Origin of the sequence: Phenylobacterium soli (genome assembly GCF_003254475.1) — a bacterium.
GTDB lineage: Bacteria > Pseudomonadota > Alphaproteobacteria > Caulobacterales > Caulobacteraceae > Phenylobacterium > Phenylobacterium soli.
Window position 1 is genome coordinate 828,211 of sequence record NZ_QFYQ01000001.1, and the last position, 12,883, is coordinate 841,093.

General features: G+C 71.5%; 9 protein-coding genes. 2 read left to right on the forward strand and 7 right to left on the reverse strand.

Features of this window, described 5'->3' with window-relative positions; all coding sequences use genetic code 11:
• Window positions 1-19 precede the first annotated feature (19 nt).
• The gene (serA, locus tag DJ017_RS04235; RefSeq protein ID WP_111527542.1) at window positions 20-1,594 is read left to right on the forward strand and encodes a phosphoglycerate dehydrogenase; all 1,575 of its coding nucleotides are present in this window, start codon (window positions 20-22) and stop codon (window positions 1,592-1,594) included.
• Here serA and DJ017_RS04240 read toward each other — a convergent pair.
• The 7 genes from DJ017_RS04240 to DJ017_RS04270 form a co-directional block, all read right to left on the reverse strand.
• Entirely contained in the window at window positions 1,591-1,854 is a 264-nt protein-coding gene (locus DJ017_RS04240; RefSeq protein ID WP_227000011.1) for a MoaD/ThiS family protein, read from the reverse strand. The genes serA and DJ017_RS04240 overlap by 4 nt on opposite strands.
• 7 nt (window positions 1,855-1,861) lie before the next feature.
• On the reverse strand, window positions 1,862-2,980 hold the full coding sequence (locus tag DJ017_RS04245) for a WD40/YVTN/BNR-like repeat-containing protein (RefSeq protein WP_111527543.1): 1,119 nt from the start codon (window positions 2,978-2,980) through the stop codon (window positions 1,862-1,864).
• A gap of 51 nt (window positions 2,981-3,031) precedes the next feature.
• The gene (locus DJ017_RS04250; protein ID WP_111527544.1) at window positions 3,032-4,696 is read right to left on the reverse strand and encodes a carboxylesterase/lipase family protein; all 1,665 of its coding nucleotides are present in this window, start codon (window positions 4,694-4,696) and stop codon (window positions 3,032-3,034) included.
• Between the two features lie 90 nt (window positions 4,697-4,786).
• Entirely contained in the window at window positions 4,787-5,452 is a 666-nt protein-coding gene (locus DJ017_RS04255; RefSeq protein ID WP_165830522.1) for a TetR/AcrR family transcriptional regulator, read from the reverse strand.
• Between the two features lie 27 nt (window positions 5,453-5,479).
• Complete coding sequence (locus DJ017_RS04260) at window positions 5,480-8,692, reverse strand: error-prone DNA polymerase (protein ID WP_111527546.1); 3,213 nt, start codon at window positions 8,690-8,692, stop codon at window positions 5,480-5,482.
• 142 nt (window positions 8,693-8,834) lie between these two features.
• Window positions 8,835-10,403 (reverse strand): DUF6504 family protein, encoded by a 1,569-nt coding sequence (locus DJ017_RS04265; RefSeq protein WP_111527547.1) that lies wholly within the window; start codon window positions 10,401-10,403, stop codon window positions 8,835-8,837.
• Entirely contained in the window at window positions 10,321-11,118 is a 798-nt protein-coding gene (locus DJ017_RS04270; protein WP_111527548.1) for an ImuA family protein, read from the reverse strand. The genes DJ017_RS04265 and DJ017_RS04270 overlap by 83 nt, the downstream gene beginning before the upstream one ends.
• Window positions 11,119-11,265: 147 nt before the next feature.
• Between DJ017_RS04270 and DJ017_RS04275 the strand changes: the two genes are divergently transcribed.
• Window positions 11,266-12,822, forward strand: a complete 1,557-nt coding sequence (locus DJ017_RS04275; RefSeq protein WP_111527549.1) for a carboxylesterase/lipase family protein — start codon at window positions 11,266-11,268, stop codon at window positions 12,820-12,822.
• Window positions 12,823-12,883: the final 61 nt, after the last annotated feature.

Below are 12,883 nucleotides of genomic sequence, written 5' to 3' on the forward strand. Positions count from 1 at the left end.
CCGACAGAGGACGAAACCCATGCCTCGCGTACTGATCGCCGACAAACTCTCGCCCGCCGCCATCGAGATCTTCAAGCAGCGCGGCGTCGACGCCGACGTGAAGACCGGCCTTCCTAAGGAAGAGCTGCTCAAGATCATCGGCGACTATGACGGCCTGGCCGTCCGGTCGGCCACGAAGGCCGACAAGGACGTCATCGCCGCCGCCAAGAACCTCAAGGTCATCGGCCGCGCCGGCATCGGCGTCGACAACGTCGACATTCCGGCCGCCACCGCCGCCGGCGTCGTCGTCATGAACACCCCGTTCGGCAACTCGATCACCACTGCCGAACACGCCATCGCCATGATGTTCGCCCTGGCCCGCCAGATGCCCGCCGCCGACGCCTCCACCCAGGCCGGCAAGTGGGAGAAGAACCGCTTCATGGGCGTCGAGCTCTACGGCAAGACCCTCGGTCTGATCGGCGCCGGCAACATCGGCTCGATCGTCGCCGACCGGGCCCTGGGACTGAAGATGAAGGTCGTCGCCTACGATCCCTTCCTGTCGCCCGAGCGCGCCGTCGAGATCGGCGTCGAGAAGGTCGAGCTGGACGAGCTCCTGGCCCGCGCCGACGTCATCACCCTGCACACCCCGCTCACCGACAAGACCCGCAACATCCTGTCGGAAGAGAACCTGAAGAAGACCAAGAAGGGCGTGCTGATCGTCAACTGCGCCCGCGGCGGGCTGGTGGACGAGAAGGCCCTGCGCAAGCTGCTCGACGAGGGCCACGTCGGCGGCGCCGGCTTCGACGTCTTCGTCGAGGAGCCGGCCAAGGACAACGTGCTGTTCGGCGCCGAGAACTTCGTCGCCACCCCGCACCTCGGCGCCTCGACCGTCGAGGCGCAGGAGAACGTCGCCCTGCAGGTCGCCGAGCAGATGAGCGACTACCTGCTCACCGGCGCGGTCACCAACGCCCTCAACAGCCCCTCGGTCACCGCCGAGGAAGCGCCGCGCCTGAAGCCCTATGTGGCGCTGGCCGACAAGCTCGGCCTGCTGGCTGGCCAGATGGTCGACTTCGGCGTCAAGGCCATCGACATCGCCTACGAGGGCGACGTGGCCCAGCTCAACACCCGCCCCCTGACCGCCGCCGCCCTGGCGGGCGTGATGCGGCCGATGCTGGCCGAGGTGAACATGGTCTCGGCCCCGGCCGTGGCCAAGGAGCGCGGCATCGTCGTCTCGGAATCCAAGCAGGACGAGAGCCCGATCTATGAAAGCCTGATCCGCATCACCGTCACCACCGAGAAGGGCAAGCGCTCCTTCGCCGGCTCGGTGATGGCCGGCGCCCCGCGCATCATCGAGGTCAAGGGCATGGATCTCGACGCGCCGTTCTCGACGACGATGCTGTACGTCAACAACCTCGACAAGCCGGGCTTCATCGGCGCGCTCGGCGCACTCCTGGCCGAGGCCAACGTCAACATCGCCACCTTCAACCTCGGCCGCGTCGCCGCCGGCGAGGACGCCATCGCCATGGTCGGCGTCGATCAGCCCCCGGCCGACAACCTCGTCGAGAAGATCCGCGCCCTGCCGCACGTGAAGGAAGCGCGCGTCCTGCGGTTCTAGCCGCCGGAGAGCGCCCCGAAGATCAGCAGCTCGTCTCCGTCGGCCAGGGCGCGGCCGACGGAGCGGGTCTCTTCGAGGCCGACGAACAGGCGCATGTGCCGGCGGATCCGGTCCTGCTCGTCCACCACCCGGAAGCGCAGGCCCGGGAAGCGCTGGTCGAGGTCGATCAGCACCTCGTCCACGGTCGCGCCGGCCGCCGGCACCCGCGTGGCGCCGTCGGTGTAGGTCGTGAGCTGCGAGGGGATCAGCACGTTGATCATCGTGGGATCATAGGGGCGCGGCCGTCACCGAATAGATCTCGGGCAGGTGGGCGGCGACCTGGCGGAAGCTCTCGCCCTCGTCGGCGCTCATCCAGATCTCCCCGCCCGTGGTGCCGAGATAGAGGCCCTGGGGCGCGCCGGCGTCGCCGCAGAACGCCTGGCGCTTGACCGTGAACCAGCCCTGCTCGACCGGGAAGCCATTGGCCTGCCGCTCCCAGGTCCGCCCGCCGTCGCGCGTGCGGTAGACGGCAGGCCGCCCGCCCGGGCTGACCCGCGGCCAGACCTCCGTCCCGTCCATCGGAAAGACCCAGGCCGTCTGGTCGTCGCGCACGTGCGGCACGATCGAGAAGCCGATGTCGCCCACGTCGCTGGGCATGGCCTCGCCGATCCGCTCCCAGCGCTCGCCCGGCCGGTCGAGGCGATAGATGCCGCAGTGGTTCTGCTGCCAGATGCGGTCGGGATTGGTCGGGGCCAGCGCGATCTGGTGGCTGTCCTGGCCGTATTCCGGATAGGGGTCCGGGAGGAAATCGCAGCGCACGTTCTGGTTCAGCGGCCGCCAGCTGGCGCCGTAGTCGGCCGTCTCCAGCACGCCGGCCGAGCAGGTCGCCAGGTACATGTGCGCCTTATCGCGCGGATCGATCACGACCCCGGCGACGATCGCTCCGTCCGGGGTGCCGCCGTCCGGCGGCAGCCAGTCGATGACCTTGGGGTGGGCGTTGAGCCCCTCGACGCTCTCCCAGCTTTCGCCGCCGTCGGCCGAGCGGAACAGGCCGGGCGGCGAGGTGGCCGCCCACCAGACGCCGGGGTCGTCGGGGTGCCCGGGCTCCAGCCAGAAGGTGTGGTTCACGCTGCGGCCGTGCGGCTCGCCCTTGGGGAAGGCCGGCGGGCGGCTCGCCTCCGTCCAGCTCTGCCCGCCGTCGGTCGAGCGCAGGATGGTCGGGCCGAGATGGCCGGTCGAGGCGGCCATCAGCATGGTCGTCCCGTCCCGCGGATCGATCCGGAAGTGGTTGATGATCTGCCCCAGGAACAGAGGGCCTTCTGTGCGCCACGCCTGGCGGGACGCATCGCTCTTGAGCAGCCACGCGCCCTTGCGCGTGCCGATCAGCAGTTGGACGGCTTCGGCCATGGAGATCCTCCCGACCCAAGGACGAAGCTTACCACCTTATTCCGACACTGATCAGCCGCGCGGGCCGGGCGGCGGCGGATAGGCCTCCCAGAAGGCGCGGATTTCGCCGCGCGGCCCGATCTCCTGCCGCGTCTCGTTGTCGAACACCATCACCGCCCGGCGCTGGTCCGAATAGGGTGTCCACGGCGGGATGTGACCGTTGTTGGGATCGCCGGTCCGGACGAACGCCGCCCAGGTCGAGGCCAGCCGGTCGGCCATCCGCTTGCCGGGCGTCGAGCCGGCGAAGAAGGCGTCGCGGTAGGAGTGCAGCGAGGCCGAAACGTCGATGCCGTGCACCGCGCCGAACTTGCCGTCGTAGGCCGGGGTGCGCCAGTTCCACTGGTAGACATAGGCGGGGGCGGCGCCGAGCGCGGCCTTGCGCGCCGCCTGGATGTAGGCGGCCCGGCGACCGCCGGCGTCGGTCAGGGCCTGGGCCTGGATAAGGAACGGCGTCGCGCCCGGATCGTAGCGCCGGTAGAGGCCGAGCAGCTCCTTGCCGTGACCGGGAGCGCGCTGCTCCAGAATCGCCTCGAGCCCCGCCTCCGTGAGGTCGAAGTTGGTCAGGCTGAGGGCGGCGTCCTCCAGGGTCGTCGAGATGATCACCGGCACATCGGCGGAGACCTCGGGCGCCTTGGGATCGAACGGGTGGTTCGGCAGGGCGTCGGTGCCGATCACCGGCGAGAAGTTGCCCCCCGTGGCGGTCTGCGCCTCGAGGAGCCGCTGCCAGGAGATACGCTGCAGCTCGCCCCAGTTGGCCCGCCCGATGCCGAGGGTCTTGAGGAGCTTCTCGGCGGTCCCGGCGCCCGCTTCCGGCGTCACCAGCCGCAGGGCCGAGCCGGACTGGACGGCGGCCCGATGGAACAGGCCCTTGGCGCCGGGCATGGCCAGCACCGTCGAGGTCTTCGCCCCGCCGCCGGACTGACCGAAGATCATCACCTTGCCGGGATCGCCGCCGAAGCTCTCCACGTTCTGGCGCACCCACTGCAGGGCGGCGACAAGGTCCATCATTCCGGTCACGCCGGCGTACCTGAACTCCGACGGTGCGCCCGCCCCCACCAGGTCGAGGTAGCCGTAGGCGGCCAGTCGATGGGTGACGGTCACCACCACCGCATCGGCGTAGTAGGCGAGGTTCTTGCCGTCGAAGCCGATGCCGTTGCCCGAGCCGGTGGCGAAGCCGCCGCCGTGGAAGACGACGAACACCGGCTTCCTAGCGCCGCGATCGGTGGTCGGCGTCCACACGTTCAGGTTCAGGCAGTCCTCACCCATGCCAGCGATGTCGTGCCGGTCCCACTGGATGAGCTGGCCGTACTCGCCCCGGATGTCGGCCTGGGTCTGCGGACAGCACTCGCCGAAGCCGAAGCACTCGCGCACCCCGCTCCAGGCGGCCGCCGGCTTCGGCGGCATGAAGCGGTTCCGGCCGCTTGTCGGCGCGCCGTAGGGGATGCCCTTGAACTCCCAGACGGGGCCGTTGGCGATGCCCTGAACCTTGCCGGTGGCGATCTCGGTGGTCCGGAAGATCTTCGACGAGCCGCCGCCGGCCGCGAGGCCGGCGGGCGCCGTGGCCGGGGGAGCGGGCGTCTGGGCCAGGGCGCGCGGCGCGGCGGCGGCGGCGGCCAGGGCCGCGCCGGCCGCCATCACCGCACGGCGGCTGGCGGTGCGATGTGAGTTGTCGGTCATTGCGTCGCCTCCCCTGGCCCGTTCTTCTCTTCTGACGGGTCAAGCTTAGCGGTCGCATATTTGTAGTCAATGTTGACTACAGGATGTGGGCTAGACGTCCTCGGCCTTGGCCTGCTCGGCCTCGACCTCGTCGGCGAAGCGGCGGCGCATGTCCTCCAGCAGCGCCAGCACCTTGGCCGCGCTGTCCGTGGGGCGGCCGATGAACACCGTCTCCAGCGCGAGGCCCCGCAGGGCGGCCGAGGTCAGGTGCGCCATGGCGTCGACCTCGGAGAAGTGTTCCGGCGCGCCGAGCTGGCCGATGGCCATGCGCCGGCGGGTGCGCGACACGCCCGCCTCGCGCGCGTCGGCGAAGGCGTCGTAGCGTTCGGCGAGCTCGGCGTCGCTGCGCGCGGCGATCATCACCTCCATCAGGGCGATGGCCTCGGGCAGCTGAAGGCCCTTCCAAACCGCCTGGACCCCGCCGATGAACTGCTCGCGGCCGGTCGGGCGCTTGGCGACCTCGGCCCGAACATAGTCGCGCTGGATCAGCCAGGCGTGCTCGGCCACCGCCAGGATGAGGTCCACCTTGGTGGGGAACTGGTGCAGCAGCGAGCCGCGGCTCACCTTGGCCATCTTGGCGACCAGCGGCGTGGAGGTGGCGGCGTAGCCGAACTCGGCCAGACACTTCACCCCCGCGGCGAGGATCTTCGCGCGCGTCGAGGCGCGGCGTTCGGCGTTGGGTCCGCGCGGGACCTTCGGTTTGGCTGGCTCCCCCATGGCGCGCACCATGCGTCGAGCGGAGCTTCAGTGGAAGTCCCGGCTGCGGATCAGCCGTCCGGTGACGCGGCTGCGCACCGAGGGGGGCGGCGCCTCCTCCTCGCGCAGCTCGCCCAGGCGGTGGGAAAGGTCGGTGAACCGCTCGGCCACCAGGTGGATCACCTCGCCCTCCTTCTGCACCTGGCCATGGACGACGACGAAGGAGGCGCCCATGACGAGGCGCCGGTTGGCTTCAAAGGCGTCCTTCCAGACCACGACATTGGCGATGCCGGTCTCGTCCTCCAGCGTCATGAAGACCACGCCCTTGGCCGTGCCGGGGCGCTGGCGCACCAGCACCAGCCCGCCGACGGAGAGGCGCCGGCGATCGCGCGCGGTCTTCAGGGCCGTGGCCGGGACGACGCCCTGGCGCGTCAGGTCCTCGCGGTAGAAGCTCACCGGATGGGCCTTCAGCGACAGGCTGGTGGTCCGGTAGTCCTCCGCCACCTGCTGCGGCTGGCTCATGAACGGCAGCTCGACCTGGGTCTCCTTGAAGGCCTGGCGGGCCAGCAGCGGCGCGGTTCTCTCGACCCCGATCTCGCCGCCCAGCCCCTTCACTTCCCAGAGCGCCTGGCGCCGCTCCAGCCCCAGCGAGCGGAAGGCGTCGGCCTCGGCCAGCAGCTCCAGCGCCCGGCGCGACAGCCCGGCCCGGAGCGCGATGTCCTCGAGGGTCCGCGCCCCTGCGTCGCGGGCCATGGTCAGGGCCAGGCCGTCCTCGCGCTTCAGGCCCTTGATCTGCCGAAGCCCCAGCCGCACCGGCCGATAGGGCGTGCGCGGATCGTCCTTCTCCTCGAGGGTGCAGTCCCAGTCGCTGAACATCACGTCGGGCGGGCGCACCTCGACCCCGTGCTCGCGCGCGTCGCGGACCAGCTGGGCCGGCTGGTAGAAGCCCATGGGCTGGGCGTTGAGCAGCGAGGCGCAGAACACGTCCGGGTGCTTCCATTTCACCCAGGCCGAGGCATAGACCAGGAGGGCGAAGCTGATCGCGTGGCTCTCCGGAAAGCCGTAGGAGCCGAAGCCCTCGATCTGCTTGAAGCAACGCTGGGCGAAGTCGAGCTGGTAGCCGCGGGCGGTCATGCCGGCGACGAACTTCTCCCGGTACTCGTGCAGCCGGCCGTTGGCGCGGAAGGTGGCCATCGCCCGGCGCAGGCCGTCGGCCTCGCTCTCCGGAAACCGCGCCGCCTCGATGGCCAGCCGCATGGCCTGTTCCTGGAACAGCGGCACGCCCATGGTCTTGCCGAGCACCTGGCGCAGCTCGTCCGCCGGACCGTGCTCCGGCGAGGGTGCGGGGAAGACGACCGGCTCCTTGCCTTCGCGCCGCTTGAGATACGGGTGGACCATGTCGCCCTGGATCGGGCCGGGGCGGACGATCGCCACCTCGATGACCAGGTCGTAGAACTTGCGCGGCTTGAGCCTCGGCAGCATCGACATCTGCGCCCGGCTCTCCACCTGGAAGACCCCCACGGAATCGGCGTGGGACAGCATCTCGTAGACGCCCGGCTCCTCCTGCGGGATGTCGGCGATGTCGCGGATCCGCGAGCCGTCAGGGCCCGGCGGAAGGAGGTCGATGGCCTTCTTCAGCGCCGTCAGCATGCCGAGCGCCAGCACGTCGACCTTCATCAGGCCGAGCGCGTCGATGTCGTCCTTGTCCCACTCGATGAAGGTGCGGTCGGGCATGGCCGCGTTGCCGATCGGCACGGTCTCGTCGAGCCGGCGCTTGGTCAGCACATAGCCGCCCACGTGCTGGGAGAGGTGGCGCGGGAAGCCGAGCAGCTCCTGGGCGAGGGCCGTCGCCCGCCGGATCTCCGGCGCGTCCGGATCGAGGCCGCACTGGCGGATGTGCTCGTCCGGCACGCCGTCGCCGTAGGAGCCCCAGACCGTGCCCGCCAGGGCCGCGGTGATGTCCTCGGTGAGCCCCAGCGCCTTGCCCACCTGGCGGATCGCCATGCGCGGCCGGTAGTGGATCACCGTCGCCACGATGGCGGCCCGGTGGCGGCCGTAGCGGTGATAGACGTACTGCATCACCTCCTCGCGCCGCTCGTGCTCGAAATCGACGTCGATGTCCGGCGGCTCGCCGCGTTTCTCGGAGATGAAGCGGGAGAACAGCAGGTCCTGGTCGGGCTTGGTCGGGTCGACCGCGGTGATGCCGAGGCAGAAGCAGACGCAGGAATTGGCCGCCGAGCCGCGCCCCTGGCACAGGATCCCCTGCTCGCGCGCCCAGCGGACGATGTCGTGGACGGTGAGGAAGTAGTTCGGGAAGTCGAGCTTCTCGATCAGCTCCAGCTCGTGGGCGACGAGCTTGGTCACCTTCTCCGGCACGCCCTCCGGATAGCGCCACTTCGCCCCGGCCCATGAAAGGTCGCGCAGGTGCTGGATGGCGCTCTTGCCGGGCGGCACCGGCTCGTCGGGATATTCGTAGCGGAGCTGGGAAAGGTCGAAGTCGATGCGTCCGGCGATCTCGATGCTGCGCTCCACCGCGCCGGGATACCTGGCGAACAGGCGCGCCATCTCCTCGGGCGCCTTGAGGTGGCGCTCGGCGTTGGCCTCCAGCCGCAGGCCCGCCTCGGCCAGGGTGCAGGTCTCGCGGATGCAGGTCAGCACGTCCTGCAGCGGCCGCCGCTCGGGGCCGTGGTAGAGCACGTCGTTCACCGCCACCATCGGCGCCCGGCAGGTCCGCGCCAGATCGGCGAGCCTGGAGAGCCGGTGCAGGTCGCGCGCGCCATAGCGCCGCGCTGCGGCCAGCCAGACGTCGGGCAGTTCGCCGGCGATCCGGCGAAGATCGGCCTCGAACGCCGCGTCCAGTCGATCCGGCGGGACCACCAGGACGAGCTGGCCCTGGGCGTGCTCCAGGAAGTCGCGCCAGTGGAGTTCGCACTCGCCCTTGGGGCTGCGCATCTGGCCGAGCGTGAGCAGGCGCGTCAGGCGGCCATAGGCCTCGCGGTCGGAGGGATAGACGAGCAGGTTCGGCGTGCCGTCGGCGAAGTCGAGGCGGCAGCCGGTCAAGGCGCGGATCCTCGAGCCGGTCTCCTTGAGGTCCTGCATCTGCGACCAGGCGCGTACGACGCCGGCCAGGGAGTTGCGGTCGCAGACGCCGATCGCCTCCAGGCCCAGGGCGTCGGCCCCGGCCACCAGCTCCCACGGATGCGAAGCCCCGCGCAGGAACGAGAAGTTGCTGGCCGCCTGCAGCTCGGCGTAGCGGGTCACGGAAAGATCCTCCCCTGCAGGGGGAGGTGGCGCGAAGCGACGGAGGGGGTTGCAGCCCGCGAAACGCCGACGCCTTGGGCGTCGACCCCCTCGGTCCGTTCCGGACAGCTCCCCCTGGAGGGGAGCATTTGAATGGCGCCCTTCATCCGAACAGCCCGTGCAGCCACCACTTCGCCGGCTCTCCGGGTTGGTAGAGGCCTGAGCGGAACAGCCAGAAGCGGGCGCCGTCCTGGTCCTCCACCCGGTAGTAGTCGCGCACGTGGGCGACGCGGACGTCCTCGATCTCGCGCTTCCACCATTCTTCGGCGATGCGTTCGGGCCCCTCGGCGCGGCGGATGCGGTGCAGGCGGCCGCGCCAACGGAACTGGTTGGGCGGATCGTCGGGGGTGAGGGCGATGACGCCTTCCAGCGGCTCGGGCCGGCGGAACAGGCGCACCGGCCGCGGCGCCTCCGGATCCCAGGCGCGCGCCTCGGAGGGCGGCGCGAAAGGCGCCTCGCGGGCCACCGACAGCTCGGGCACGTGGCTCTCCACCGGCCCGGCCCGCCAGACGCGCTCGGCGCCCAGGCGGTTAGCCAGCCGGTCGACCAGCGGGGCGAGGCCGTCCTCAACCGTCGGCTGGGCCGCGCCTTCCAGCTTCACCTGGCGACCGGACAGGGTCTCGACCTCGGCGGCGGTGATGGTCACGGTCTCGATCCCGAAGCCCGGGTCGATGGCCTCGATCTTCGGCGTCATCAGCTTGGCGATGCGCATCGCCTCGCGGCCCGGCAGGGCGAGGCCCACCGCCACCGAGGGGCTCTTGCCGTCCAGCCGGTGGAAGAAGAGCTCGAAGCGGCGCGCGCCCTTGCCCTCGCGCTCCAGCCGCGCGCAGAGCCTGGCCGCCGCGTCGCGGGCCACGCGGGCCATGTCCTCCGGCGCGCTGATCGGCTCGGCGAAGGCCAGGCCGGCGACGAAGGGCGCGGGCGGGCGGCGATAGGTCAGGGCCTCGGCGCTGCGGCCGAGCGCCTGGTCGAGACGCATCAGGGCGGCCTTGCCGAACCGCTTGGCGAAGGGTGCGCGGGGCAGGGCGAAGACCTGGGCCAGCCGCTTCAGCCCCAGGCGCTCGATCTGGGCGGCGGCCGCCGTGTCGAGGCGCAGCGCCGCCGGCGGCAGGGGCGAGAGCGCCGCCTGCTGCTCGCCGGGCGGCACGATGGTCCCGTCCTCGCCATAGTGGGCCACGGCCCAGGCCGCGCCGGGCGTGTCGGCGATGGCGCAGCGGAACGGCAGGCCATTGGCCAAGAGCCGCGCCTGGAAGTCGGCCAGCATCCCCGCCTCGTCGCCCCACAGGTGGGCGACGCCGGTGATGTCGAGGAACAGGCCCTCGGGCGGGTCGGCGGCGACGGCAGGGGAGAAGCGCACGCACCAGTCGATCAGCGCCTCCAGGGCGGCGGCGTCGGCGGCGGGCTCGGCCTCCTCGGTGACGAGGTCGGGGACCAGGGCGAAGGCGTCGGTGACCTTCTGGCCGGGATAGAGGCAGAGCCGCGCGGCCTCCAGGCTGACGGCGGTCAGGCGCCGGGTTCCGCCGGCGGTCTCCACGAGGGCGAAAGGCGGCGAACCGGCCGTCTTTTCTTCGACACCGCTGGGCGGCTCGTCAGGCCGCGTGGCGGTCGGGTTGCGCCGGCGCCAGTTGGCGATCGCCCAGGTCGGCGACCAGGCGCAGAGGATGCGCGCCATCCTTCATCTCCCAGGAATAGGCCCCGCCAAAGGCTCCGGGAGCCTCGAACAGGAAGGCGCCGGTGCGGCCGCCGCGGCAGCGCTCCAGCGCCGCCTCGAAGCGCGGCGCGCCGAGGCCGAACTCGCCCTGCGGCGGCGCGGACGGGGCGGAGGCGACGCGCCAGCGGGTGGCGGCGGTCGAGCCCGCCTCGCGCCGGGCGGTCCCGCCGAACGGGCGCCGGCGCAGGGCGAAACAGGTGGCCCCGCGGCGCTCGCAGGCGAGCTGCAGCCGGCGGCCGGCGGTGAGGTCGACGTCCTCCACCTCGCCGACCACGGCGGCGACGCCGACGGCCGACAGGGCGTCCTCCATGACCGACAGGGTCTCGGCCTCGTCGCGGGCGCAGACCTGGATCAGCCGCTCGGTGGGAAAGCCGAGGCCGGTCAGGCCCGGGGCGAACAGGTCGTCGCGGCGGAACACCCAGACCGTCTCGCCGCGGCGGGCGAGCGGCGCGGCCATCAGGGCGGTGAAGGCCGCCGGGGCGACGCCGGTCTCGGCCTCCAGGCCCGGGCCGACGATCTCGTGCCAGCGGCCGAGCGGCAGGCCGCCGCCGGGCAGCAGGGCGTCGACCTCGGGGGCGCCGAAGGGCAGGACGGCCGTGGCCGAGCGCCCGCCCGTTTCGAGGGCGGCGATCTCCGCGCGCAGCGCGTCCAGCGCCTTCCCGCGAAAATCGGACATGGCTTTCGGACTCCTTCTGTTCTGGATTGCGTTCCATTTTTGTTCTAGTAACCCTCGCGCCGGAGTCAAGTTCCGGCCCCAGTCCGGAGGTTGACCGCGCCGACGCGCCGCACCCATGGTTTCCCCTCACGGAACGGGGAGGCGATCATGCGCGGGATAGCCCTAGAGGGGATCTTGGGGGCGCTGGCGGGCCTGGTGCTGACGAGCCTGGTGCTGAGGGCGGGCGCGGCTCACGCCGAGGCTCCGGTCCAGGACCAGCCGCCGCCCACGGTCCGGGTGAGGATCGAGAGCGGGGTGCTGGTCGGCGTGCGGCACGAACACGCCGACGTGTTCCGCAACATCCCCTTCGCCGCCCCGCCGGTCGGGCCCCTGCGCTGGCGCCCGCCGCAGCCGGTCCAGCCCTGGGCCGCCGACCGCCTGTCGATATATCCCGGCCCCTCCTGCCCGCAGCCGATGCGCGGCGACAACGCCCCCAACGAGGGCGGCGCCAACGGCCCGACCTCCGAGGACTGCCTGCAGCTCAACGTCTTCGCGCCGCGCAATGCGAAGGCGGCGCCCGTCATGGTCTGGATTCACGGCGGCGGCCACCGGACCGGCGCGGGCTGGATCTACGACGGCCAGAACTTCGCCCGCGACGGGGTGGTGCTGGTGGCCATCAACTACCGCCTCGGCCCGCTGGGCTACCTCGCCCACCCGGCCCTGACCAAGGCGGCCGGGGCCGAGCCCACCGGCGACTTCGGCCTGATGGACCAGATCGCGGCGCTCAAGTGGGTGCAGCGGAACATCGCCGCCTTCGGGGGCGATCCGAGGAACGTCACCGTCTTCGGCGAGAGCGCCGGCGGCATGTCGACCCTCGCCCTGCTGGCGACGCCCTCGGCCAAGGGGCTCTATGCCAAGGCCATCGTCGAGAGCGGCCTCGGCTGGTTCCGGCCCTCGAGCCTGGCCGAGAAGGAGGCCGAGGGCGCGGCCCTGCTGGAGAAGGCCGGGGCGCCGGCCACCGCCACGGCCGCCGAGCTGCGCGCCCTGCCGGTGGAGAAGCTCGTCGCGCTCGACGCCGACTACGGCCCCTTCACCGACGGCAAGCTGATGACCGAGACCGCTTCCCAGGCGCTCGCCGACGGCCATTTCGCAGATGTGCCGCTGATCATCGGCTCCAACTCCGGCGAGGACTCCCTGATGGGGCCGGGGCCCTTCAAACCGGAGCGCCAGGCCCAGATCCCGCCCGCCGCCCGGCTGATCTATCGGGACGAGGCGGCGGCCGGCGACGAGACCCTGGCCCGCGCCATCTTCACCGACCGGGTGATGGGCGGGCCGGCGCGCTGGGTGGCGGCCAGGGCGTCCGGCGGCCAGCCGTCGTGGCTCTACTACTTCTCTTATGTCGGGAACCGCTTCCGCCCGGCGATGACGCGGGCGAGCCATGCGGCCGAGATCCAGTACGTCTTCGAATACTGGGGCCGGCGCACGCCGATGAGCGTGGTCTCCGAGGAGGACAAGGCCATGGCCTCGCTGATGCACGCCTGCTGGGTGGCCTTCGCCAAGACCAGCGTCCCGCGCTGCGGCGGCGAGGCCTGGCCGGCCTACGATCCCGCCAAGGACCAGCTGATGGAGTTCGGCGCCGGCTCGGCCGTGCGGACCCATTTCCGCAAGCCCCAGCTCGACGCCATGGAGCGCGTCACCCTGCCGACGCTGGGGCTGGGGAACTGAGCATGCTCCTCCTCAAAGGGGAGCTGTCGCGAAGCGACGGAGGGGATTGCCAGGCAGGGCG